The sequence below is a fragment of the Actinocatenispora rupis genome, assembly GCF_016861975.1.
GTDB classification, from domain to species: domain Bacteria; phylum Actinomycetota; class Actinomycetes; order Mycobacteriales; family Micromonosporaceae; genus Actinocatenispora; species Actinocatenispora rupis.
This window is the reverse complement of the sequence record NZ_BOMB01000004.1, coordinates 46,943-68,601: the sequence shown is the minus strand read 5'-3', so window position 1 is coordinate 68,601 and position 21,659 is coordinate 46,943. Positions and strand designations below refer to the sequence as shown.

Genomic DNA, 21,659 nt, shown 5'->3' with positions numbered 1-21,659 from the left:
ACGCGGAACCGTCGACCGCGGCGTTCGGCCCGGGCAGCGGCGGATTCCTGCTGGCGGCGCGCGCACGGCGCGCGCAGCTACGTCCGCTCGGCGTCGACACGGTCCCCGTCGACCCGCAGCGCGCCGAACGCCGACGTCACCGCGGCATGACGGCGTCCACTGTGGACCGACCCGCCGCCGCACTCGACGGCGTCAGCGGCCCGGTGGACCCCACGATCCGATGGCCCGCGCGCTCTCCCGGATCCTGCCGTCCCGCCCCGGAACACGCGCGCCGAGAAGCCCGCCGCCCCCCGGCGCTGGCGAGTAGCCCGATCGAGATCCTTTGCAGGGCAACGGATGCGGCGCTACTGTGACTCGTCGCCCGGTGCCGCGTCCGAGCATGCCGTGGTGGACCGGACGCGCCAGACGACGCCGGTGACGTTGACGATCGGCGGCCGGTCCGGCTCCACGAGCTGCTCGGCGAGCGGCCCGTCGACGGGGGAGTAGCCGCCGCGCGACACCGCCCGCGTCCAGGTGGCCAGCGTGTGCTCGTACGCCTCGGCGAGGCGGGTCAGCTGCTCCGAACCCTGGGTGTCGGCGGTGTCGGGGAGGACCTCGCGGGTGGAGTGGGCGCGGACCTCGACGCCCTGTGCGGCGAGGATCGGCTCGCCGGATGCGCGGCGGTGCCCGGTGCTCGCGTACGTGACGGAGGCGCGCTGTACGGTCTCGGCGGCGCCGGCTCGGGGCATGTCCAGGCCGTCACCGGTACTCAGCGAGACCCACGCGACCGGCGCGGACACGGCGGTGGTGCCCTTGGGGACGGTGCGCCATCCGCTGAGATGGGGGCCGAGCAGGTACACGCGTTCGGTGTCGGTCGAGTCTGTCACCGGATCACCGTACTGGCCGTCTGCATCCCGCCCGGCACCGGCGATCGCCGGCCCCGGACCCCACGGTACGCACGGTGGAAGGTGCCATCCGCCGGGGTGCGCCGGTGCCGCGCCGCGGTCGGAGTACTGGTCAGGTCGGTGTCCCCGGGCGTCGGCGCCGTACCGGTCCGGCGGACCGGGCGACAGGCCGGGGCTGTGGCCATGTCGTCTCTCATGCGCGGGACGGTACCGACGGGGTTCCACGGGGTGGAGCGTCGCCGCAGGTCAGGCCGGGCCGCGCCGGATCCCTTTCAGATAAAGGAAATCTTGCGCCGCTCGGGACCGTCCGGGTGGAAGGTGGACGTGCGCTGGCCCGGCTTCAGCCGTGCGGAAGCCCGACGATCCCGGGCGCCGCGGCGACGACGGTGAGATGGCAGCGGCCGTGACAGTTCGCGTCGGGCAGCTGTCCCGTGCCCGCCGGCGAACCCTGGTGCGGCAGGGGAACCGGCCGGTCAGCCCTCAGGCCGTTCGTCGACCGGGCCGACGTCGCCGCGCCGGCCCGGTTCGCCGCCCGGCCGACGCCCTGCCGGCCGAGCCGGTCCGGGCATGCCCGGCGAAACCCTTGTGGGGCAAAGGAAGTCAGCGCCCGCGTCGGCACGCCCGCAACGGACAAGGTGTGGCGTCAGGGCTTGTTCAGGTACCGGAGAACGGCGAGTACGCGCCGGTTGCTGCCGTCGTCGTCGGTGATGCCGAGCTTGCCGAACAGCGACGTCGTGTACTTGCTGACGGCGCTCTCGCTGAGGAACAGCCGCCGGCTGATCGCCTGGTTGGACAGGCCCTCGGCCATCAGCGCGAGGACGGAGTGTTCCCGTTCGGTGAGCCGTTCGAGGCGCTGGTTCGTGGTACCGCTGGACAGCAGGCGGGTGATGACGGCCGGGTCCATCGCCGTACCGCCGGCGGCCACGCGTTCCAGCGCGTCCACGAACTGGTCGGCGTCGAACACGCTGTCCTTGAGGAAGTAGCCGATGCCGCTGGCGCCGTTGGCGAGCAGTTCGCGGGCGTACAGCTGCTCGACGTGCTGGGAGAGTACGAGGACGGGCAGGTCGGGCACCTGGGCGCGGGCGGCGAGGACGGCGCGGAGCCCCTCGTCCGACTGGGTGGGCGGCATCCGCACGTCGACGACGGCGACGTCCGGCCGCCAGGTGAGCAGCGCGGTCACGGTCTCCGGCCCGGTCGACGCGGTCGCCACCACCTCGTGCCCGTACGCCTCCAGCAGGCGCACCATGCCGTCCCGCAGCAGGTACAGGTCCTCGGCTACGACGATGCGCACGGCACCACCATTCTCGCGTGGGTCGGACCGCCGACCGGGCTGGTGACCTCGACGGTGCCGTCGAACACGGCCAGCCGCCGGCGCAACCCCGCCAGCCCACCATCCGGCCGTACGTCCGCGCCGCCGCGGCCGTCGTCGGTGACCTCCACCACCAGGGCGGTGTCGTCGCGGCTGATCGTGACGCGGGCCGTACCGGCGCGGGCGTGCTTGACCGCGTTGGTGAGCAGTTCGGCGACGCCGAAGTACACGGCGGCCTCGATCGGCGGGTCGAGGGCGAGTGGACCGTCCGCGTGCACCTCGGTCGGCAGTGGACTGTCCATGGCGAGCGCGCGTACGGCGTCGACCAGGCCGCGCTCGGTGAGTACCGGGGGGCTGATGCCGCGGACCAGGTCGCGCAGCTCGGCGAGGGAGGTGGCGGCGCCGACCCGCGCCTCCCGCATCAGCGCCCGCGCCCGGTCCTGATCGGTGGCCATAACCGTTCGGCGGTGGCGAGCGCGAGGCCCAGCGCGACCAGCCGCGCCTGCGCCCCGTCGTGCAGGTCGCGCTCGATCCGGCGGATCTCGGCGGCCTGCGCCACCGTGGTGTCGGCCCGCTGCGCCAGCAGTTCGTCGACCCGGTCGGCCAGCAGCATCTCCGGCGTCGCCCGCAGGAACCGTACGGCCAGCGGCGCGAGCGGCCGCCACGCGTACGGGGCGGCGGCGACCGCGACGAGCGCGCCGAGTACGCCGACCACGCGCGCGGGGGCGGTCGGTTGCGTCAGACCGAGCACCGCCACCACCACACCCGCCGGCGGTACTGCGGCGGCCAGTCCGGCGAGCGGGAGTATCGCCATGAAGCGCAGATCGCGCCAGGTGGCCGGATCCGTGAACCGCAGCCGCAGTTCCAGGTCCTCCCGCGCCCGCTGCTGCGACCGCTCGTACGAGTGGCCGTTCCACCAGTAGCCGGTGGACATCCGCGTCACGGCACCGATCCGCCGGTACCCGCCGGCCACGACGGTGCCGGTCCACCGGGCCACCAGGTACCGGACCAGGCGGCAGATCGGGCGGGACGCCAGGAACGTGCCCAGGCAGACCCAGATGCCCACCGGCAGCAGCGTCCACGGGCTGTGCCACCAGATCACCAGCGCCACCCCGGCGGCCCAGCCGGCGGGTACCGCCAGGCCGACCGCGCCGACCACGCACGCCCGCAGGAATCCCGCGCCGGCGCTGCGCGCCCACGACCCCACCCCTCGCATGGACCGTCCTTCTCCTCGTGACCAACGGCCGACCGGCCGGACCGGTCCCACTCTGCCGTACCGACGCCGCGAACCCCACGGTCCGCGGGCCGAAGTGGGTCTGGCCCCACCCCGTCGTACGGCCCGGCCTACCCGCCGCGGGCCGGGGCGTGGCGCGGCAGGAGTGTCCGGGCTCGCCGGGGCCGTGGGATGACGCCGCGGTACGCCCGGCTCGGACGCCGCGCGGTGCTGCTCGGTGCGGTGGCACTGCCGCTGGCGCCGTGCGGAGAGCCAAGCAGGGCAGAGCCCGCCGGTACGGCATCCGCCGCGTCGCCGTCCGCCGCGCGCCCCGACACGACAGCGGCCCGCGCGCACGTCGCCGTCCGACCGGCAGGGGCACGACGACGAGACGCGCTACGGCGTCCGCTCCGACCCCGCCCGCCACGTCGCGAAGGTGCTGCGCCAGCGCCCGGAAACCGTTGGCGCGCAAGCGGAGGAGCGGGCATCATCCGGGCATGCAGGACAGCCCGGAACCCGCCGCGCTGACCGCCGTACGGCGCCGCGCGGAGTCCGACCCCACCGTCGTCGGCCTGCTGCTGACCGGATCCGCCGCCCGTACCGGGATGGCCACGGAACATTCCGACGTCGACGTGTACGTGGTGGTCGCGGAGCCGTCGCCGGCGTGGCGTACGGTGCACTCGCCGGCGATCGACGTCGCGGTGCTCACGCTCGACGCCGTGCGCAGCATCCCGGACGACCCGACCGACTGGTGGGGCCGCTACTCGTACGCCGACGCGCGGATCCTGCTGGACCGCACCGACGGTGAGCTGCCCGCTCTGGTACGCAGGCAGACCACGCTCACCGACGCCGAGGTACGACGGGTGCTCATCACGTACCTCGACGGCTGGCTGAACTTCGCGTACCGGTCGTTGAAGAGTCACCGGGACGGGCGGCCGTTCGAGGCGACGCTCGACGCGGTGGAGAGCCTCCCCTGGGTACTCCCGGTCGTGTTCGCGCTGCACCACCGGGTCCGGCCGTACAACAAGTACCTGCGGTGGGAGCTGGCGCGCCGGCCGCTGGACGGCGGCTGGATCGACGGCGACACCCTGGTGGGGCTGGTGGAGCGGATCGTCCGCGACGGCGATCCCGGCGCCCAGCGCGCCCTGTACGCGCTGGTCGAGCCGCAGGCGCGGCGGGCCGGGTTCGGTGACGTGGTGGACGCCTGGGGCGCCGAGCTGTCCCTCTTCCGCTGAACGCTTGTCTTCCGGCAAGCGTTCAGGTGACGGTGAGGTTCGCCATCATGCCCATGTCCTCGTGCTCGGCGTTGTGGCAGTGGAAGAGGAAACGCCCGCGGTACCCGTCGAACCGGGTGATGATCTCCGCGGATTCCCCCGGCCGCAACGAGATGGTGTCCTTCAACCCCCCGTCGTACGCGAGCGGCGCCCGGCCGCCGCGGGAGAGTACGCGGAAGCCGACGAGGTGCACGTGTACGGGATGGTGCACGTCGGCGACGAGCCGCCACACCTCGACGTCGCCGAGCCGGGTGGTCACGTCCGGCCGGGCCGGGTCGAACGGCCGCCCGCCGATCAGCCAACCGTGCCCGCCGTCCATCCGCCCGGCGCGGAACGCCATGTCGCGCACCCGTACCGCGTCGGTGCGGTGCCAGGTCGGCAGGTCGGTGGCGAGGGTGCGCGGGATCCGGCTGCGGTCCGCGGCCCGGCGTACGATCCGGAACGCGAGCACGTCCCGGGTGCGCCCGGTGCCGAGCAGGTTCACGATCCGGACCCGCCCGCCGACCGGTACGTGCGCGAGGTCGAGGACCACGTCGTACCGCTCGGCGGGGGCGACCGGCAGGCTGCGGTGCCGGATTGGCGCGGCGAGCAGCCCCTGGTCCGCGCCGACCTGCACCAGGTCCAGCCGTCGCCCGGCGTCGTCCACGGCGGCCAGTTCGTAGTGCCGGGCGTTGGAGGCGTTGAGGATGCGCAGCCGGTACCGGGCGGCGTCGGCCTCGTGCACCGGCCACGGCGCGCCGTTGACCAGGATCACGTCGCCGAGCACCCCCGCCAGGTACGGCTCGCGTACGCCGGGCGTGGTGCGCAGCGTCGGGTCGAGCGCCGGGTACGCCAGCGTGCCGTCGGCGGCGAACGCCCGGTCGGTGATCATCAGCGGCAGTTCGCGCGGCCCGCTGGGCAGCCCGAGCGCGTTCTCGGCGTCGTCGCGGACGAGGTGCATCCCGGCCAGGCCGCGCCAGATCGCCGGCGCGGTGAAGTCCATCCGGTGGTCGTGGTACCAGAGCAGCGTCGCCCGCTGGTCCGTCGGGTACGTGTAGTGCCGGGTGCGGCGGGTCCGTACCGCGTGCGGATCGTCCATGCCGTGCCCGCCGGACATGTCCATGCCGGGCATGTCGTGCGCCGCCGGCTCCCGCCATCCGTCCGGCAGCACCAGATCCGTCGGGTACCCGTCGGACTCGGCCGGCGTGTGCCCGCCGTGCAGGTGCACGACGGTCGGTACGGGCAGCTCGTTGTGGTGCGTCACCCGGACCGTACGGCCGCGGCGCGCCTCGATGGTCGGCCCCGGGAACCCGCCGCCGTACGTCCACATCGGGGTCCGTACGCCGGGCAGGATCTCCACCGACGCCGGCCGCTGCGTGATCTCGTACCGGTCGACGCCGCCAGCGGTGTCCGTCGGCGACAGCACCGCCGGCACCGGCAACGGCACCCGGTACGCCGGGGGCAGCGGCACCGCGCTGCGCAGTTCGGTGCCGGTCTGCGCGGGATGCCGGGCCAGCGCGGCGGACGCGGTCAGCCCGGTCGCGGTGAGCAGCCCGAGCGCACCGCCGATCCCCAGCACCCGGCGCCGGCTCAGCCCGTCGGCCTCACGCATCGCCGACCTCCCCGCGTACGCCGGGGCGGCGGTCCAGCGGGCGCCGCCACACCGCGACGAACAGCAGTACCAGACCGGCGACGGTGGCGACGCCGAGCGGCAGGTGCAGCCACAGCGCGCCGGCGGTGCCCGCGAAGTACTGGACGGTCTCGGCGACGACCAGCGCCAGGGTGGCCTCGAACGGCCAGATCCGGCGCATCCGCAGCCAGGCGACCACCGCCACCACGAGCTGCACGTACCCGAGGGAGGTGACGAGGTCGGCGCCGGTGGCGTGCCAGCGCAGGGCGTCGTAGTCGCCGCTCAGGTACACGCCGGCGAAGACGGGCTGGCCGGCGAGGGCCACCAGGTGCGCGCTGGTGACGGCCCGCAGTACCCAGCCGATCGGCCGGGTCCGGTGCCCGGCGGGCGGGCCGGGGCTCTCGGCGGTGGGCCCGGCCGCGGCGGCGGGCTCGGCGGCGGTGGACATGCTGCGACCTCCCGGACGGTGGCGTGATCACCCCCGACGTTATGACCGGAGAGGCATCCTGTCCAAGATCTGTATTGCTATGAGGTTATGCTCCTGGCGTCATGTCGACCTGCCGGGAGGGCCCATGGACCTGACGATGCTCACCCAGTTCCTCGCCGTGGCCCGGCGCGAACACCTCAGCCGCGCCGCCGACGAGCTGCACGTCGCCCAACCCTCCCTGAGTCGTACGATCGCGCGGCTGGAACGGGAGCTGGGCGCGCCGCTGTTCGACCGGGCCGGCCGGCTCCGGCTCAACGACACCGGAAAACTCTTCGCCGGGTACGTCGAGCGTGCCCTCGGCGAGCTGGACGCCGGGCGCCGCGCGGTCGCCGAGGTCACCCGCGACGGCTTCGGCACCGTACGGCTGGCGTCGGAGACGTTCCTGACGTTCACCGGGGTCCTCGCCGCGTTCAAGCGGGAGTACCCGGCGGTGGACGTGCGGCTGAACCAGATGCCGGCCGCGGACATGGCCCGCCACCTCCGCGCCCGCGAGGTCGACCTGTGCGTGTCCTCGCAACCGATCCCGACCGACGGGCTGGTCGCCGAGCACCTGTTCGACGAGCAGGTGTGGCTCGGCGTGCCGCTCGACCACCCCCTCGCCGACCGCAAATCGGTACGCGTCGACGAACTCGCGGACGAGTCGTTCGTGTCCGCGAGCCGGCGGCACTGGCAGCGCCAGCTCCTCGACCGGCTGTTCGCCGCGCACAACCGGACGCCGCGGATCGTCTGCGAGGGCGACGAACCCAGTACGATCGCGAGCCTGGTCGGGGCCGGGCTCGGGGTCGGCCTGGTGCCGGGCTTCGCGCGCCGGATCGACGCGAGCATGCCGCTCGTACTGGTCGCCGTCGACGACCCGGACTGCCGCCGCACCGTCACCCTCTACCAGGGCGCCGACGTACGGCTGTCGCGGGCGGCGCGGTTGATGCGGACCATGCTGACGGAGTGGGACTGGTTCGCCGGCGAGCCCGACTGAGCCGGCTTCGCCGATCGGCGTACGGCATGGCACCGCTCCGCCTATCGTGACCAGGAGACCACCGGTACGGCCGGGGTCGCCGCCGATTGCGTCGGAGTGTGCGATGGCTGCGAAGGCACTGCTCAACTCGCTGACCGAGGCCGAATCGGCGCTGCTGCGCGAGACCGAGCGCGACCGGATCGCCGGGCTCGACGAGGACGCGCTGATCGAGCTGCACCAGCGGATCCGCCGGGCGCGGGACAAGTTCGTCTCGCAGTACCGGAGGACTGCGGCGGAACGCGTCGAGAAGTACGCGGCGCGCGGCACCGCCCGGCCGAAGAACCGGCGCAACGCCGACAAGGCGGAGCTGTTCGAGGACGCGCTGGCCCGGGTCAGCCGGGCGCTGGCCGCCGCGGCCCGGCGCAGCGCCACCGCACTGCGGACCGAGCGGCTCGCCGCGGCCCGCAGCGTCCGGCACTCCGGGCCCGCCCGTACGGCGCCGGCACCGCGGCCGTCCCGGGCCCGCCCGCAGCGTACGGACCGGCGGCCGACGCAACCCGTACTGCGCAAGCAACGTGCGTCGACGCGGGCGAAGGGGGCGCGGCGGCAGGCCCGCAAGGACGCGACGTGACGCCGCCCCGCCGCGTACCCCTGTCTGTCCACATCGGACGGTCGGTCAGCGGAACGTCGGACCGTCGTCGGTGATGACCACGTCCTGCACGTTCCAGGTGCCGGTGTCGCCGTCCTGGAACGAGCACTTGTACCTCGTGGTCTTCGCGTAGCCCACCAGTTCCAGCTTCGGCAGCTTCGCGTCGCAGTGCACCGTACCGGGCTTGGGGTGCGTGATCGTGCTGCCGTACGCGGACGCCCGGAACGCCGTGCGTACGCCCTCCGCGGTCAGCGGCGCCTTCTTCTGGTCGGCCTTGAAGGTGTAGCTGATCATCGTGGCCGTCGCGATGCTGTTGGTGATGTCGACCGTGAACGGGACGTGCAGGTTCTCGAACGTCACGGTGCACGTGACCGTGGTGTTCTTCGACCCGTCGAAGTCCTGGTCGCACGAACCGGTCGCGCTGCCCTCCACGCCCGCCTCGCGCATCACCCGCGCCTCCAGCTCGTACAGCACCTGCTGCTTGGCGGAGGCGTGGTCGTCCGGCGACGAGGCCGGCGTGGGCGTCGTGTACGGCGCGGTCGGGCTCGGCATCGCCGGCCCCGACGGTCCGTGGTCCTGCGGCAGCGCGTTGGTCACGTCCGCGTGCGACGAGCTGGAGTGCGAGCTGGAGATCACGAAGTAGAAGACGGCGAAGCCGACCATGACCACCACGGTGAGGATCGCCGGGATCAGCCGTGGTCCCAGCATCGCGGCGAGCGCGCCCGCCGTACCGGACCGGCGACCGGATCCTCCGGGCGGTGGCGGCATCGACATCGGGCCGCCCGGCGGCATCGGGCCGGAGGGCGGCGGGGTGGGGCCGGTGGGCGGTGCCTGCGGCGGTTGGCTGTAGTACACCGGGTTCGGGGGGCCGGGCGGGCCGGACGTCGTCGGCATCTGGTGCGTCGCGTCTGGACCCGGACGCTCCTGGGTCGGGTCGCTGAACGGCGAATGGGTCACGACGGGGCACGCTAACAGCGTCCGGTGGCGCCGGCAGCGGCACAAATACCCACAGTCCACTGTGGTCGGAGCCGGTCGGGATCCATTTGACAGAGCCAATTTGCGAACGGGCCGGCGTCTGCTAGAGTCCGCGTTCCCCGCAGCCGTACGTCGGCGCCGCGGGGGAACGCGGTGCCGCACCGGTGACAGCGGTGGCTCCGGTGCGGCGCCGCGACCTGTTCGACGAAACCGTTGCGGCGCAGGCGCCCTGCGGTCCCGGCCCGGCGTGCGGGGTGTACCGGCCGGGCCGGGTCCTCAGAACACCAGCGCGGCCAGGTCGGTGCCGGTGTCGGCGAGTACGCCGGCGTCGATCGGCCGGCCGGACCGGATCAGCGCCTTGACCGGCTCGGTGACGTCCCAGACGTTGACGTTCATGCCGGCGAGTACCCGGCCGTCGCGCAGCCAGAACGCGACGAACTCGCGCCCGGCGAGGTCACCCCGCACCACCACCCGGTCGTACCCGTCCGGCCCGACGTGACCCAGGTACTCCATGCCCAGGTCGTACTGGTCGGTGTAGAAGTACGGCAGCTCGTCGTAGCCGGCGTCGGCGCCGAGGATGGTGGCCGCGGCCGTACCGGGCTGGTTGAGCGCGTTCGCCCAGTGCTCGACGCGGATGTGCCGTCGCAGCAACGGATGGAACGCGTTGGCGACGTCGCCGGCGGCGAGGACGTCCGGGTCGCTCGTACGCAGGGCGGCGTCGGTGACCACGCCGTTGTCGACCCGGAGCCCGGCCCGCTCGGCCAGCCCGGTGTTCGGCACCGCGCCGATGCCGACGACCACCGCGTCCGCGTCGATCCGCGTACCGTCGGCGAGTCGTACCCCGTCGGCGGCGACGTCGGTGGGGGAGACGCCGAGGCGCAGGTCGACGCCGTGGTCGGTGTGCAGGTCGGCGAAGACCCGCGCGACCTCCGGTCCGAGTACGCGGAGCAGCGGCAGGTCCAGGCTCTCCAGTACGGTGACCCGCATCCCGGCCTGCCGGGCCGCGGCGGCCACCTCCAGCCCGATCCAGCCGGCGCCGACGACGGCGAGATGCCCGCCGGTGTCGAGGATCCGCCGGATGCGCTCGGTGTCCTCGACCCGCCTCAGGTAGTGCACGCCCGCGGCGCCCGGCAGCGTACGCGGACTGGATCCGGTGGTGAGCAGCAGCCGGTCGTAGTCGAGCGCGTCCCCGTCGGCCAGCTCGACGCGGTGCGCGGCGCGGTCGACCGCGGTGGCCGCGACGCCGAGGCGCAGCGTCACGTCGTGCTCCGCGTACCAGGAGGTGTCGTGCACGAAGACGGTGTCCCGGTCGACCTTGCCGGCGAGGTAGTCCTTCGACAGCGGCGGCCGCTCGTACGGGCGGTGCGGCTCGTCGCCGACCAGCGTCACCGACCCGTCGAATCCCTTGTCCCGCAACGTTTCGGCGGCCTTGGCCCCGGCCAGCCCGGCGCCGACGATCACGACCCTGCGTACTGCCGTCATGGGTACGGACGCTCCTTCGGTTCGATGGGCGGATGACCGCGTGGCGGGTGCCGCCGCCGGGGTACGCGGGCAGCGGCACGCCCGCCGCACCGTCCACTGTGGTCGGTGCGGGGCGCGTGTCAGTGCGCGGGATGCGCGCGGCCGGACGTGGCGCGGCGGTGCGGTGCGGTGTGCCGGAACCCCTCCGCCTGCGTGGCCTCGTCGGCGACGCGCACCCCGTAGCGGAACGCGAGCTTGCCGCCGAGGTACCCGGAGACGCCGAGGGTGGCGAGGCTGACGGCGGTCAGCGCGAGCTGGCCGGCCCCGACGGCACCGGCGTGTCCGTAGCTCGCGTACCGCCAGAAGAAGTTGGCGACGAACGCGACGGTGACCGCCAGGTTGAGTGTCATGTGCACCAGCCCGGTCCGGAACGCCGGCGTGCCGGTCGGAATGGCCAGCAGGTCCAGCAGCCCGGCCATCGCGGCGACGAGCGCGCCGACCACGCCGACCGCGATCAGCCAGACCGCGCCCCGGGTCAGGAACGTGGGCGATCCGACCAGCCGGGACGCCACGTCGAAGACCAGGCTGGCGATCCACGCGCCGATCGGCACGCCCACCAGGATCGGATGGTACGGATGCCCGTACGGTCCGGCGAGTGCGGCGCTGACCGGTCGCTTCGCCTGCCCCGCGTCACTGCTCATGACGCACCCCCTAATACGCCAATGATTGTTGGTCTTATTGCGCCACCGCGTCAAGCCCGACCGGGGATCGGCGCCCGACGACCACACTTGTTGGTGATAGCGTCGAGGCGTGGCGGCCGATCCAGCCATCCGTGCCATCGCCGCGCTCGACGACGAGCTGCGGCGCGGCATGTACGAGTTCATCCGCGACGCGCGTCGACCGGTCACCCGGGACGAGGCGGCCGCGGCCGTCGGGATCTCCCGGAAACTGGCCGCGTTCCACCTCGACAAGCTCGTCGCGGCCGGTGTCCTGCACGCCACCTTCCAGCGCGCCACCGGCCTGCGTCGCGTCGGCCGCGCCCCGAAGGTGTACGAACCGACCGGCGGCGACATCCGCGTCAGCCTCCCGCCGCGGCAGTACGACCTGCTCGCCGGGATCCTGCTCGACGCCGTACTCGCGGCCGGCGCGGACGAGGGTGCGCGCGACGCCGCCGTGCGTACGGCGCGGGAACGCGGGCACGAGATCGGCGCCGACCACCGCCGGCGTACCCGACCGGGCCGGCTGGGTGCGGAGCGTGCCCTCACCATCGCCACCGGTCTGCTGGAGTCGCACGGGTTCGCGCCGGCGCGCGACTCGCCCCGGTGCGTACGGCTGCGGAACTGTCCGTTCCATCCGCTGGCGGAGCGGGCGCCCGACACGGTGTGCGCCATCAACCACGCGTTCCTCGACGGGCTGCTCGACGGGCTCGACGCCCGGTCGGTGACGGCCCGGCTCGCCCCGCAGGCCGGCGAGTGCTGCGTCCGGCTCACCGCCACCACCTGACCACCGACACCGGCTGTATCGTGTGACGTACTAGAGGGGGTGTCGCCGTGGTGCGTCGCGCGGACCAGTTGACCTGGGGCAATCCACCGCTGTTGATCCTCGGCAGCCTGGCCGGCGGCCCGAAGCACGGGTACGCGATCGTGCAGGACGTCGCCGAGCAGGCCGGGATCACGATGGGCCCCGGCACGCTGTACGGGGCGCTGTCCCGGCTGGAGGAGCGCGGCCTGGTGGAGGCGCTGCCGGGCGACGAGCGGCGCCGGCCGTACCGGTTGACGGCGGAGGGTGCGGCGGCGCTGTCGGAGCGGCTGGCGGACATGTCGCGGTTCGCCCGGACGGGCCTGGCGCGGCTGTCGGCGGCGCACCCGTGATCCGGCTGCTGCTGGCCTGCTACCCGCCGTCGTTCCGCGACCGGTACGGCGCGGAGCTGGCCGCGCTGGTGGAGGACACCGGGGCCGGGCCGCGGGTCTGGTGGGACCTCGCGACGGGCGCGGCGGGCGCGTGGCTGCGTCCGGTGTTCGTCGGCGCGCCGGCCGAGCGGACCCGCCGCCGGGTACAGGCCGGGTTGGCGGCGACGTGGGTGGCGTGGTGCCTCGGCGTCCTCGCCGTACCGGTGGTGGACCGCGCGCTGCTCGACCCGCCGGTACCGGGGGCGAACGGTGCGGTGCGGACGCTCGTCACCGGCGTCTGGCCGGTACTCGTACTGGGCGGCGCGTGCGCGGCGGGCAGCGCGCTCGTGCTGGCGTGGCGGGTCCTGCTGCCGGCGCTGCGGTCCGGCCGGCGCGACCTGCTCCGCCCGCTGCTGCCCGCCGCCGTACTCCTGGTCGTGGAGGCGCTCGGCGCGGCCGGCGTGTGGCAGTTGCGGCGCGCGTACCCGTCGGTGTGGCCGCACCCGTCCGCCGCGTTCGTGGCGCTGGTACTCGCCTGGTTGGTGGGGTTCGCCGCGCTGGGCGCGTTCGGTGCGGCGGGTCCGCCGGTCGCGTTGCGCCGGGCCCGGCCGCCGGTCGCCGCGATGCGCCTGCCCGCCGTGCTCGCCGCCGGCGTCACGCTCGCGCTGGCCGCACTCGCCGTCCTGGAGGCGACCGCCGTCGTACTCGGTGGGCGGGGTCCGGTGGCGTCGACCGGTGCCGCCGTCGCCGTACTCGCCGCCGTCGGTGCCCTGCTGAGCACCGTCCGCACGATCCCCGCGGTGCGGCGCCCTTGACCTGACTATCGTCTCACGTACTATCGTCTCACGTACTAGTGGGACGAGGAGACACGCATGGGCGAGCAACAACCCCCGGTCGTACGCCGGGCGGCGTGGTGGGCGGTCGGCTGCGCGGTGCTGTTCACCGCGTTCGCGTTCGGTACCACCCAGATCCGGGCGCTGCGGGCACACAGCCCCTGGCAGGACGACCCGTACGACGTGGTCGTCTCGTTCACCCAACTGCTCGTCCCCGCGCTCGGCCTCGCCCTGGCGGTACGGCTCGTCGCCGGGCGGCCCGCGCCCCGGGACCTGCTCCGCGGCGGTCGGGCGGTGCTCGCCCTCGTCGCCGCGACCGCCGTCGCCGACTGGATCGCCGTCGCCCTGCGCACGCACGCCGACCTGTGGGGCGGTACCGGCCGGCTGCTGGTCGCGGCGCTCGCCGTGCTCACCCTCGCCGCCGGGGCCACCGGCCTCGTCCTGCACCGCGCCACCGCCGGGGCCACCGCCCTCGTCCTGCACCGCGCCACCGCCGGGGACCGGACGGGATCCTCGGTGCAGCAAGGAAACCAGGGCATCGCGCCGGACCGCGACGCCGACCCGGACGGATCCGGTACCGTGCCCGGCCGCGCGGTCGCGACCGTTCCTGCCGGCTCCCGCGGTCGTGGCGCCGCCGTCGCGGAGCGGGCGGGATCCCTGCCGCAGCACGGGAACCCCGCGCCGGACTGGGCCGAGGACGTACTCGACGGGGTGGGGCGGGTGACCGCGCGCTGCGGTACGCCGGGGCGGGCGCTGGCGCGTGCGCTGGCGTGGGTGCGGCGGGTGGTGGTGGGCGGCCGGCACGGACTGCGCCGGCACCGCCTCACCACCGCGGTACTCGGCAGCCTGGCGGTGGCGGCGGGGATGACGGTCGCGGAGGCGCGGGGCGACGGGCTGGGCGCACAGCCGGTCGCGGCGGCGGTGGCGCGGACCGCGATCGGCGCGGCGTGCCTGCTGGCCGCGGTGGTGCCGATCAACGCGTACCTGGGGGTGTTGCGGCGGCGCGACGACCGCCCGGTGCCGGCCCGGCGGTCCGCGCTGGCCTGCGCCGGGTACGCGATGGTGGCGAGCGTGCCGGTGGCGCTGGCGTTCCGGGCCGGGGTGGGTGCGCTGCTGGACTACCCGGTCACGTCGTGGGGGCGGCTCGGCCGGCTGGTCGCGGTGGTCGCGGTACTCGCCGGGCTGCTCACCGTGCTGCTGCTGGGTGTGCGGCGGCGCCGTCGTTGGCCGGCGAAGGCCCTCCTCTCGGTACCGCTGGCGATCGTGCTCGCCGTCGTCGGCACCGTCGGCTACCTCGGCGTACGACACGTGCTGCCGCGGAGCCTGCCGGCACCGACCGGGCCGTACCGGGTGGGGCGGGTGGCTTTCGACTGGACGGACACCGGTCGCGTCGACCCGCTCGCGCCGCACCCCGGCCGGCACCGCGAACTGTCCGTCTGGGTCTGGTACCCGGCGGCGGCCGGTGGGCGGCCCGCGCCGTACGCGCCGGGGCACTGGGCGGGGATGCTGAGCTTCGGCCTCCTCGCGAACCGGCTGGACGTCCTGCGTACGCACTCGGTGGCGGGCGCGCCGGTCGCCGCCGGCCGCTTTCCCCTGGTGGTGCTGGAACCCGGGCTGGGGCTGGCCGCGCCGCAGTTCAGCGCGCTGGCCGAGGATCTGGCCAGCCACGGGATCGTGGTCGCGGGCGTGACGCCGACGTACAGCGCGAACCGGACCGTCCTCAATGGACACCCGGTGGCGCCGACCGCGGCCGGCAACCCGGCCGATCCGGAACGGCTGAACGACGGGCGGCTTCTCGCGGTGTGGGCGGCCGACGCGCGGTTCGCGGCCGACCGGATCCGACGCGTCGGCGGGCGGCTCGCCGGGCACGTCGACGCCCGCCGCGTCGCGTACGTCGGGCACTCGTTCGGCGGGGCCGCCGCGCTCCAGGCATGCCACGAGGACCGGCGCTGCGTCGGCGCCGCCGACCTCGACGGCACCCCGTACGGCCCGGTCGTGCGCACCGGGCTCGCCGCGCCGATGCTGCTCCTCGGTACTCCCGGCGACTGCATCGCCGGCGCCTGCCACCCCACCGACGCCGTGCACCGGGAGATCGCCGCCGCCAGCGGAAGCCTGCGCGCCGCGAGTACCGGCCCCGCCTTCCGGTACGAGATCGCCGGTGCCGAACACTTCAACTTCACCGACTACGGCGCCTACTACGTACCGTCCGCGCTGCACGGGCTCGCCCAGCTCGGCCCGATCGACGGCGACCGCGGCCTGGTCGTCACCGACGCGTACGTCACCGCCTTCGCCCGGCACGTCCTGCGCGGCGGACCGCCGCCCGCTCTCGACCCGCACCGCTTCCCCGAGGTACACCCGGCACGGTGACCTGTTTCCCTTGCCCCGTCACGCTTCCCGGCCACCGCGCGGGAGGGGTCATAGGTCGGCGAGCCGGGCGCGGATGGCGGGTTCGAGCGGGCTGGCCGGACGCTGCTCCCCGGTGCGCTCGGCCCAGCGGTCCACCGCCAGGTCGTACAGCTCGGCGGTGGCGCGCAGGGCCCGCGCCAGCTCCGTCGCCTCCGTCGACACCGGGTACGCCGCGCGCAGCCGCCGCTGGTCCGCCTCGTCCAGCACCCGTTCCATCTCGTACGGCGTGGCGCCGAGCAGGGGGAGTACCCGGGTGTTGAGGGTGTCGTCGAGGCCGTGCCGGACGAACCAGCAGTGCCCGTGCCGGAGCCGTCCCGCGAGCCACTTGAGCCACACCCAGGTACCGCCGTGGATCGCCGGCACGTCGAGTTCGTCGTCGTGGGGCCGGTCGGCGAGGGCGGTGCGGAGGCGGTCGGCGACCCCGGTACGGTCGACCGGCGCGACGAACCCGACCGCGAGCGAACGCCACGGGACCGCGTCGCCCTCGTCCAGCGTGAGGTCCAGCTCGACCAGGTCGGCACGCCACGCCTGGTACCGGAAGGGCCGCTGCCACGTCGGCTGCTGCGTCCACGCCGGTGCCCCGTCGAGGATCCGCGCGGCGATCGCGGCGTGCTCGGCCCACAGCGCGTCGCGCGCACCGGGGCGGGCGACGACGACGAGGTCGAGGTCGGACCAGGCGTCGGCGCGGCCCTGCGCGACCGAGCCGTGCACGATCAGGGCCGCGACGCGGTCGTCGCGCTCGGCCCAGTCGCGGGCGCGCCGGAGCAGACCGTCCACCGGCAGCGTGGCCATCGCCGCACCCCGTTCCGCGTCAGGTGTCGTCGGTCAGCTCGGCGGCCCAGCGCCGGGACCAGCTGATCAGCGGGCGCAGCGAGCGGTAGACGTCGGCGCCCAGCTCGGTCAGCGCGTACCGGCCGTCGTCGTGCTGGCGCACCAGCCGGGCCGCGGTGAGTTCGCGGAGTCGTTGCCGCAGCACGCTCGACGACATGTCGTCGCAGCGCGCCTGGAGCTGCCGGAACCCGAGGTCGCCGTCCCGTAGCTCCCACACCACGCGCAGCGCCCAGCGTCGTCCGAACAGGTCGAGTGCGGCCATCAGCGGCCGCCCCGTCTCCGATCCGCGTACCGGTCGGCCGGGGCGCGGGCCGTCCTGCACCGCCCCCACCCCCTTCGTCCACGTACCCGTCGCCGCCATGCTAGGCCGTACCGGGGTGAGCCAGTTCATTGCGGGGTGGTCGATCTGGTTGCAGACTGCCCGGGAGGTGCTTCGAAAACAGAAGCGTTCGCGATCCGGGGAGGGCCCGTGCACCGTCCGCTGCGCGCACTGCTGGACATCAGCGTGCCGATCGTCCAGGCGCCGATCGGTTCGGCGGTCACGCCGGACCTGGTGGCCGCCGTGTCCGGCGCGGGCGGCCTCGGCACCCTCGCCCTGACCTGGTGCGGCGCCGACGGTGCCACCGAACGGATCCGCGCCGTGCGTTCCCGTACCGGGCGGGCGTTCGGCGCCAACCTGGTGCTGGACTTCCCGATCCACGACGTACTCGACGCCTGCCTGCGCGAACGCGTCCCGGTGGTGTCGACGTTCTGGGGTGACCCGGCGGGCGTGCACGACACGATCCGCCGCGGCGGCGCCCGGCACGTACACACGGTCGGGTCGGTGGCGGAGGCGGTACGGGCGGCCGAGGTCGGGGTGGACGTGATCGTCGCGCAGGGCTTCGAGGCCGGCGGGCACGTACGCGGGCGCACGTCCACGATGGCGCTCGTACCGGCCGTCGTGGACGCGGTCGGGCCGACGCCCGTGCTCGCGGCGGGCGGGGTCGCCGACGGGCGGGGCCTCGCCGCCGTCCTGGCCCTCGGCGCGCAGGGTGCCTGGATCGGCACCCGGTTCCTCACCGCCACCGAGGCCGCCACCCACGACGCCTACCGGCACCGCGTACTCGACGCGTCCGTCGACGACACCGCGTACACGGGGTGCTTCGAGGTGGGGTGGCCGGATGCGCCGCATCGCGTGCTGCGCAACGAAACCCTCGCGTCGTGGGAGGCGGCCGGTGCTCCCGCGGCGCCGCACCGGCCGGGGGAGGGCGACGTCCTCGCCACCACCCCGGACGGCCGCCGTTGCCTGCGGTACGAGGACCAGCCGCCGATGCCCGGCATGGACGGCGACGTCGACGCGATGGCCCTGTACGCCGGCGAGGCCGCCGGGCTCGTCCACGAGATCGCGCCCGCCGCGACGATCGTCCGTACGCTCGCCGCCGACGCGGCCGCCATCCTCGGCCGGCCCGTCTGAGACCCTTGCACCGCAAGGCGACCGTGACCGTTCCCGTACCCGGTGGGCGGTGGATCGGGGCAGGTGCCAGGATCGGGGCATGGAGTTCTTCTGCTACCACCGCGACCGGCCGGGATCCCTGGCGCTGCGCCAGGAGCTGAACGAGCGGCACCTCGCGTACATGGACCGGTTCGCGGACCGGATGATCGCGCGTGGGCCCACGTTCGGCGACGACGGGGAGACGCTGACCGGCAGCGTGCACGTCCTCGACCTGCCCGATCCGGCGGCGGCGCGCGCCTTCGCGTTCGACGAGCCGAACTACCAGGCCGGGGCGTACCGGGACGTGCTGCTTCGCCGCTGGCGCAACGAACTCGGGCACACCATGTGGGACGTGCCGGGACGTGCCGGCGGGTACCTGGTGCTCGGGCTCGGCGCCTGGCATGCGACGGAACCCGCGGCGCCGGCCGACCGGGACGACCTGGTCGCGTACGGGCCGCTGCTGTCGGACGACGGTACGACCTGGCTCGGTACCGCCGCGCTGGTCCGCGCCGTCGACACGACCGCGGCCCGCGCGCTGGTGGCCGGTGCCGCGCCCGCGCCAGGCCCGTACGCCGACGTCGAGGTGCACCGCTGGGAGTTCGGCGGCCGGCCGACCTGACCCGTTGCCGCACAGGCGATCCCGCGCGCCCGCCGCAGGTCGTATGGACGCGCGCGGCTCAGGTCGTGGCGGGCCAGGCGCCGCGGTCCACCAGGTCGAGGACGAGCGCGGCGATGTTCCAGGCGTCGTCCTCGCCGCGGTGGTGGCGCCCCTCCAGCGGCAGCCCGGCGAGGTCCAGCGCCCCGGCCATGCCCGCCCTGCGCCGCAGCCCGTACGCCGTGGCGAAGACCGCCTTCGCGTTGGTGTGCAGGCGTTCCGTCGGATGCCCGAACGGGTACTCGACGCCGTCCGCCCGGCTCTGCCGCGCGAACTGCCGCCGGTCGTACTCGCCCCAGCTTGCCCACGGCCGCGTGCCCGCCGCGTACTCCCCGGTCAGGATCCGGCAGGCATCGGCGAACGACACGCCACCGTCCACTTCGGACTGTGTGAGTCCGGTCAGCTCGGTGCAGAAGTCGCTGACGGTGGACCGCGCCGGGCGGACGAGGATGCCGTGCCGGGACACCCGGCGCCGCGCGGCCACGTCGACGACGGTCAGCCCGATCTCGATGATCTCGGACACCGCACCGGGCGGCGGCTGGCCCTCCCAGCACGTGGCCTCCACGTCGATGACGTTCAGCAGCGCGCTCATGCCGCCGAGGGTAGGGCCCGCTCGGCCCCGCCGTACACCGGTTTCCGCCGTACGCCCGCAGAGTCGTTGCGGTGCAACGGGATCCGGAACACCCCGCTCACCCCGGGTACCAGAGGTCGACGGTGCGCAGCAGCGCGCGGCGGGCGTCGCGGGCGGCGCGGGGTGCGGTCGGCAGGCAGGCGCCCTTGATGGTGAGCAGCAGCAGCCGGCAGCGGGCGGTGGCGTCCGGGCCGGGCGGCAGCATGGCGCGCAGCGCGGTGAGCCAGCGTCGTTCGGCGGCGGCGACGATGGCGGCGACCGCCGTGTCGCGTTCGGCGTGCAGGGCGAGCTCGGCGAGGACGCGGCCCAGCTCGGGCCGTGCCCGCAGCACGTCGAACACGCGGGTCAGGTGCACCCGCAGGCGCCGGTCGGGCGCGGTGTCCGCGGGCGGCGCGGTCGCCTCGCGGAACGTGTCGTGCGCGTGCTCGACGACCGCCCGGATCAGCGCCGTCTTGTCGGTCAGGTGGTAGTGCACGGTCGCGATGTTGACGCCGGCCTCGGCGGCCACGTCGCGCATCCGCAGCCCCGGCAACCCGTTCCGACCGATGCACCGGTACGCCGCGCGTACGATCTCGTCCCGCCGTTCCACGGGGGTGACAGTACACGGTGGTCGGGCGTAGGCTCAATCAATCACTTGATTGGAGTGCGTCATGGTGGACCGTACGTGGGCGCGCCGGGGCCAGGCGGCCCTCAACGTGCTGATGCGCGCCGTGCTCGCCACACCCGTCCTGCACCGCGTCGTCAGCCACCGGGTACTCGTGGTCGAGGTGCGGGGCCGGGTCAGCGGCCGCCGCTACCGCATCCCGGTCGGGTACGCGCCGGACGGCGACCGGTTGCTCGTCGGCACCGCGGGCACCTGGCGCCGCAACCTGCCACCCGGCCGCCCCGTCACCGTGACCGTCGCCCGGCGCCGCATCGCCGCCGACCATGACCAGGTGACCGACCCCGACCGCTGCGTCCCGCTCTACCGCCGCATCCTGGCGCACAACCCCGTCCACGGCCGGTACGCGCACATCCGCCGCGCCGCCGACGGTACGCCGGAACCCGGTGACCTGCGGCGCGCCCTGGCCCGGGGTGTCGCCGTCGTGGTGTTCCGCCCCGTGCGGACGGGCACACCGGCCTGACACCCGCCCGAGCTGACGCCCTTTTCGAGCTGACGCCCCGCCCGAGCTGACGCCCCTCCCCGTGTGGACCTCCCGTCCGGCCGACGCCGCGGATCGGCGGCGGACGGTGCGGGATCGGCGACCGCGACCCCGGATCGGCGGCGGACGGCGCGGGATCAGCGGCGGACGACGACCGGGCGGGACGGAGTACCGGTGGCGGTCACGGGGGCGCGGAGCCCGGCCGACTCCGCCGCGCGTACCTGGTCCAGCGCCTCGTCCACCGCGTCTCAGTACTCCCGGATGTCGGCCCACGTCCCGTCGCAGTCGACCGTCGGGCACGACCCGACCTCGGGCCGGCCGCTCCACGTCAGGTGCACCACCGCGTACCGGTCGGGCTCGGCGACGTGCCGGCACAGGATGTCGTCCGAGCCGAGCGCGTGCGCCACCACCGTGACGTCGACCCCGTGCAGCGGATGCCCGGGATGCACCTCGGCCGCGAGTTCCGCCCCGTACGCGGGGTGCGGCGGGTCGGTGCACCCCGGCGCCGGCGCGTCCACCGCGCACCACCAGTCGGGGACCCCGGATCCGTTGGGCGGCACGCGATCAGCCATCGTCGCGGCAGAGGCAGAAGGGGTGGCCGGCCGGATCGAAGAGTACGCGGACGGTGTCCTGGGGTTGGTCGTCGGCCAGGGTGGCGCCCAGCGCGAGCGCGTCGGCGACCGCCGAGTCGAGGTCACCGACCTGGAAGTCGAGGTGCATCATCGGGCGCTGCTCGCCGTCGGCGGGCGGCCACACCGGCGGACGGTAGTCGGTGGCCTGCTGGAACACCAGGTAGACCGACCCCTCCGGCGGTACGAGGATCGCGGTGCCCGGCTCCTCGTGGCCGATCGGCCAGTCGAGCAGCGCGGCGTAGAACCGGGCCAGCGCGGCGGGGTCGGGTGCCTCGACGGCCGCGCCCCACCACATGCCCCCCATTCGTGATCGCATCCCGCACCCGCTCCCGTCCGGCCGCCGCTGTCCACCCGAC

25 protein-coding genes are annotated in these 21,659 nt (G+C 74.7%); 10 read left to right on the top strand and 15 right to left on the bottom strand.

Going from position 1 to position 21,659, the window contains the following annotated elements; all coding sequences use genetic code 11:
* Positions 1–344: 344 nt before the first annotated feature.
* From Aru02nite_RS04095 to Aru02nite_RS04080, 4 genes are all read right to left on the bottom strand, one after another.
* Positions 345–866: a hypothetical protein gene (locus tag Aru02nite_RS04095; protein WP_203655000.1), complete on the bottom strand. Its 522-nt coding sequence runs from the start codon at positions 864–866 to the stop codon at positions 345–347.
* 661 nt (positions 867–1,527) lie between these two features.
* On the bottom strand, positions 1,528–2,175 hold the full coding sequence (locus Aru02nite_RS04090) for a response regulator transcription factor (RefSeq protein WP_203654999.1): 648 nt from the start codon (positions 2,173–2,175) through the stop codon (positions 1,528–1,530).
* The gene (locus Aru02nite_RS04085) at positions 2,160–2,648 is read right to left on the bottom strand and encodes a sensor histidine kinase (protein ID WP_203654998.1); all 489 of its coding nucleotides are present in this window, start codon (positions 2,646–2,648) and stop codon (positions 2,160–2,162) included. The genes Aru02nite_RS04090 and Aru02nite_RS04085 overlap by 16 nt, the downstream gene beginning before the upstream one ends.
* Positions 2,615–3,409 (bottom strand): sensor histidine kinase, encoded by a 795-nt coding sequence (locus Aru02nite_RS04080; RefSeq protein ID WP_203654996.1) that lies wholly within the window; start codon positions 3,407–3,409, stop codon positions 2,615–2,617. The genes Aru02nite_RS04085 and Aru02nite_RS04080 overlap by 34 nt, the downstream gene beginning before the upstream one ends.
* Before the next feature lie 494 nt (positions 3,410–3,903).
* Here Aru02nite_RS04080 and Aru02nite_RS04075 point away from each other — a divergent pair, with 494 nt between their 5' ends.
* Positions 3,904–4,641, top strand: a complete 738-nt coding sequence (locus Aru02nite_RS04075) for a hypothetical protein (RefSeq protein ID WP_203654994.1) — start codon at positions 3,904–3,906, stop codon at positions 4,639–4,641.
* Positions 4,642–4,663: 22 nt separating this feature from the next.
* On the opposite strand, the gene Aru02nite_RS04070 is transcribed toward Aru02nite_RS04075, so the two are convergent.
* Positions 4,664–6,271 carry a multicopper oxidase family protein gene (locus Aru02nite_RS04070; RefSeq protein ID WP_203654993.1) on the bottom strand — a complete coding sequence of 536 codons (1,608 nt, stop codon included), beginning with the start codon at positions 6,269–6,271 and terminating at the stop codon, positions 4,664–4,666.
* Positions 6,264–6,737 carry a hypothetical protein gene (locus tag Aru02nite_RS04065; RefSeq protein WP_203654992.1) on the bottom strand — a complete coding sequence of 158 codons (474 nt, stop codon included), beginning with the start codon at positions 6,735–6,737 and terminating at the stop codon, positions 6,264–6,266. The genes Aru02nite_RS04070 and Aru02nite_RS04065 overlap by 8 nt, the downstream gene beginning before the upstream one ends.
* A 124-nt stretch (positions 6,738–6,861) precedes the next feature.
* Here Aru02nite_RS04065 and Aru02nite_RS04060 point away from each other — a divergent pair, with 124 nt between their 5' ends.
* Together Aru02nite_RS04060 and Aru02nite_RS04055 are read left to right on the top strand one after the other, a co-directional pair.
* The gene (locus tag Aru02nite_RS04060; RefSeq protein WP_203654991.1) at positions 6,862–7,749 is read left to right on the top strand and encodes a LysR family transcriptional regulator; all 888 of its coding nucleotides are present in this window, start codon (positions 6,862–6,864) and stop codon (positions 7,747–7,749) included.
* A gap of 103 nt (positions 7,750–7,852) precedes the next feature.
* Complete coding sequence (locus Aru02nite_RS04055; RefSeq protein ID WP_203654990.1) at positions 7,853–8,359, top strand: hypothetical protein; 507 nt, start codon at positions 7,853–7,855, stop codon at positions 8,357–8,359.
* Between the two features lie 45 nt (positions 8,360–8,404).
* On the opposite strand, the gene Aru02nite_RS04050 is transcribed toward Aru02nite_RS04055, so the two are convergent.
* The 3 genes from Aru02nite_RS04050 to Aru02nite_RS04040 form a co-directional block, all read right to left on the bottom strand.
* Entirely contained in the window at positions 8,405–9,334 is a 930-nt protein-coding gene (locus Aru02nite_RS04050) for a hypothetical protein (protein ID WP_203654989.1), read from the bottom strand.
* Between the two features lie 294 nt (positions 9,335–9,628).
* The gene (locus Aru02nite_RS04045; protein WP_203654988.1) at positions 9,629–10,834 is read right to left on the bottom strand and encodes an NAD(P)/FAD-dependent oxidoreductase; all 1,206 of its coding nucleotides are present in this window, start codon (positions 10,832–10,834) and stop codon (positions 9,629–9,631) included.
* Between the two features lie 119 nt (positions 10,835–10,953).
* Complete coding sequence (locus Aru02nite_RS04040) at positions 10,954–11,514, bottom strand: DUF2231 domain-containing protein (protein ID WP_203654986.1); 561 nt, start codon at positions 11,512–11,514, stop codon at positions 10,954–10,956.
* 109 nt (positions 11,515–11,623) lie between these two features.
* Between Aru02nite_RS04040 and Aru02nite_RS04035 the strand changes: the two genes are divergently transcribed.
* From Aru02nite_RS04035 to Aru02nite_RS04020, 4 genes are read left to right on the top strand one after another with little or no spacing between them, the layout of a single operon-like run.
* On the top strand, positions 11,624–12,316 hold the full coding sequence (locus Aru02nite_RS04035) for a helix-turn-helix transcriptional regulator (protein WP_239076391.1): 693 nt from the start codon (positions 11,624–11,626) through the stop codon (positions 12,314–12,316).
* A 47-nt stretch (positions 12,317–12,363) separates the two neighbouring features.
* The gene (locus Aru02nite_RS04030; RefSeq protein WP_239076389.1) at positions 12,364–12,684 is read left to right on the top strand and encodes a PadR family transcriptional regulator; all 321 of its coding nucleotides are present in this window, start codon (positions 12,364–12,366) and stop codon (positions 12,682–12,684) included.
* The gene (locus tag Aru02nite_RS04025) at positions 12,681–13,517 is read left to right on the top strand and encodes a hypothetical protein (RefSeq protein ID WP_203654984.1); all 837 of its coding nucleotides are present in this window, start codon (positions 12,681–12,683) and stop codon (positions 13,515–13,517) included. The genes Aru02nite_RS04030 and Aru02nite_RS04025 overlap by 4 nt, the downstream gene beginning before the upstream one ends.
* Before the next feature lie 57 nt (positions 13,518–13,574).
* Positions 13,575–15,902 carry an alpha/beta hydrolase gene (locus Aru02nite_RS04020; RefSeq protein ID WP_203654982.1) on the top strand — a complete coding sequence of 776 codons (2,328 nt, stop codon included), beginning with the start codon at positions 13,575–13,577 and terminating at the stop codon, positions 15,900–15,902.
* 48 nt (positions 15,903–15,950) lie between these two features.
* On the opposite strand, the gene Aru02nite_RS04015 is transcribed toward Aru02nite_RS04020, so the two are convergent.
* Complete coding sequence (locus Aru02nite_RS04015; protein WP_203654981.1) at positions 15,951–16,733, bottom strand: nucleotidyltransferase domain-containing protein; 783 nt, start codon at positions 16,731–16,733, stop codon at positions 15,951–15,953.
* 19 nt (positions 16,734–16,752) lie between these two features.
* Complete coding sequence (locus Aru02nite_RS04010; RefSeq protein WP_203654980.1) at positions 16,753–17,133, bottom strand: winged helix-turn-helix transcriptional regulator; 381 nt, start codon at positions 17,131–17,133, stop codon at positions 16,753–16,755.
* A 108-nt stretch (positions 17,134–17,241) separates the two neighbouring features.
* On the opposite strand from Aru02nite_RS04010, the gene Aru02nite_RS04005 reads away from it, so the two are divergent.
* The gene (locus Aru02nite_RS04005; protein WP_203654979.1) at positions 17,242–18,225 is read left to right on the top strand and encodes an NAD(P)H-dependent flavin oxidoreductase; all 984 of its coding nucleotides are present in this window, start codon (positions 17,242–17,244) and stop codon (positions 18,223–18,225) included.
* A 79-nt stretch (positions 18,226–18,304) separates the two neighbouring features.
* Positions 18,305–18,862, top strand: a complete 558-nt coding sequence (locus Aru02nite_RS04000) for a YciI family protein (protein WP_203654978.1) — start codon at positions 18,305–18,307, stop codon at positions 18,860–18,862.
* A gap of 58 nt (positions 18,863–18,920) precedes the next feature.
* Here Aru02nite_RS04000 and Aru02nite_RS03995 read toward each other — a convergent pair whose 3' ends face one another.
* Together Aru02nite_RS03995 and Aru02nite_RS03990 are read right to left on the bottom strand one after the other, a co-directional pair.
* On the bottom strand, positions 18,921–19,490 hold the full coding sequence (locus Aru02nite_RS03995; RefSeq protein WP_203654977.1) for a 3'-5' exonuclease: 570 nt from the start codon (positions 19,488–19,490) through the stop codon (positions 18,921–18,923).
* A gap of 97 nt (positions 19,491–19,587) precedes the next feature.
* Positions 19,588–20,118: a TetR/AcrR family transcriptional regulator gene (locus tag Aru02nite_RS03990; protein WP_203654975.1), complete on the bottom strand. Its 531-nt coding sequence runs from the start codon at positions 20,116–20,118 to the stop codon at positions 19,588–19,590.
* A 61-nt stretch (positions 20,119–20,179) separates the two neighbouring features.
* On the opposite strand from Aru02nite_RS03990, the gene Aru02nite_RS03985 reads away from it, so the two are divergent.
* A complete protein-coding gene (locus tag Aru02nite_RS03985) occupies positions 20,180–20,653 on the top strand; it encodes a nitroreductase/quinone reductase family protein (protein ID WP_203654973.1) in 474 nt (157 codons plus the stop codon).
* Positions 20,654–20,919: 266 nt separating this feature from the next.
* On the opposite strand, the gene Aru02nite_RS03980 is transcribed toward Aru02nite_RS03985, so the two are convergent.
* Together Aru02nite_RS03980 and Aru02nite_RS03975 are read right to left on the bottom strand one after the other, a co-directional pair.
* Positions 20,920–21,243, bottom strand: a complete 324-nt coding sequence (locus Aru02nite_RS03980; protein ID WP_203654971.1) for a hypothetical protein — start codon at positions 21,241–21,243, stop codon at positions 20,920–20,922.
* Entirely contained in the window at positions 21,236–21,619 is a 384-nt protein-coding gene (locus Aru02nite_RS03975; protein ID WP_239076387.1) for a VOC family protein, read from the bottom strand. Before Aru02nite_RS03975 ends, Aru02nite_RS03980 begins: the two co-directional genes overlap by 8 nt.
* Positions 21,620–21,659: the final 40 nt, after the last annotated feature.

What these genes read in the sequence shown, in the direction of transcription:
- Aru02nite_RS04040 (WP_203654986.1), bottom strand. Translation starts at nt 11,514, where the DNA reads ATGAGCAGTGACGCGGGGCAGGCGAAGCGACCGGTCAGCGCCGCACTC.
- Aru02nite_RS03975 (WP_239076387.1), bottom strand. Translation starts at nt 21,619, where the DNA reads ATGCGATCACGAATGGGGGGCATGTGGTGGGGCGCGGCCGTCGAGGCA.
- Aru02nite_RS04085 (WP_203654998.1), bottom strand. Translation starts at nt 2,648, where the DNA reads ATGGCCACCGATCAGGACCGGGCGCGGGCGCTGATGCGGGAGGCGCGG.
- Aru02nite_RS04080 (WP_203654996.1), bottom strand. Translation starts at nt 3,409, where the DNA reads ATGCGAGGGGTGGGGTCGTGGGCGCGCAGCGCCGGCGCGGGATTCCTG.
- Aru02nite_RS04010 (WP_203654980.1), bottom strand. Translation starts at nt 17,133, where the DNA reads ATGGCGGCGACGGGTACGTGGACGAAGGGGGTGGGGGCGGTGCAGGAC.
- Aru02nite_RS03985 (WP_203654973.1), top strand. Translation starts at nt 20,180, where the DNA reads ATGGTGGACCGTACGTGGGCGCGCCGGGGCCAGGCGGCCCTCAACGTG.
- Aru02nite_RS04065 (WP_203654992.1), bottom strand. Translation starts at nt 6,737, where the DNA reads ATGTCCACCGCCGCCGAGCCCGCCGCCGCGGCCGGGCCCACCGCCGAG.
- Aru02nite_RS04070 (WP_203654993.1), bottom strand. Translation starts at nt 6,271, where the DNA reads ATGCGTGAGGCCGACGGGCTGAGCCGGCGCCGGGTGCTGGGGATCGGC.
- Aru02nite_RS04045 (WP_203654988.1), bottom strand. Translation starts at nt 10,834, where the DNA reads ATGACGGCAGTACGCAGGGTCGTGATCGTCGGCGCCGGGCTGGCCGGG.
- Aru02nite_RS04055 (WP_203654990.1), top strand. Translation starts at nt 7,853, where the DNA reads ATGGCTGCGAAGGCACTGCTCAACTCGCTGACCGAGGCCGAATCGGCG.
- Aru02nite_RS04020 (WP_203654982.1), top strand. Translation starts at nt 13,575, where the DNA reads ATGGGCGAGCAACAACCCCCGGTCGTACGCCGGGCGGCGTGGTGGGCG.
- Aru02nite_RS03995 (WP_203654977.1), bottom strand. Translation starts at nt 19,490, where the DNA reads ATGAGCGCGCTGCTGAACGTCATCGACGTGGAGGCCACGTGCTGGGAG.
- Aru02nite_RS04015 (WP_203654981.1), bottom strand. Translation starts at nt 16,733, where the DNA reads ATGGCCACGCTGCCGGTGGACGGTCTGCTCCGGCGCGCCCGCGACTGG.
- Aru02nite_RS04060 (WP_203654991.1), top strand. Translation starts at nt 6,862, where the DNA reads ATGGACCTGACGATGCTCACCCAGTTCCTCGCCGTGGCCCGGCGCGAA.
- Aru02nite_RS04075 (WP_203654994.1), top strand. Translation starts at nt 3,904, where the DNA reads ATGCAGGACAGCCCGGAACCCGCCGCGCTGACCGCCGTACGGCGCCGC.
- Aru02nite_RS03980 (WP_203654971.1), bottom strand. Translation starts at nt 21,243, where the DNA reads ATGGCTGATCGCGTGCCGCCCAACGGATCCGGGGTCCCCGACTGGTGG.
- Aru02nite_RS04000 (WP_203654978.1), top strand. Translation starts at nt 18,305, where the DNA reads ATGGAGTTCTTCTGCTACCACCGCGACCGGCCGGGATCCCTGGCGCTG.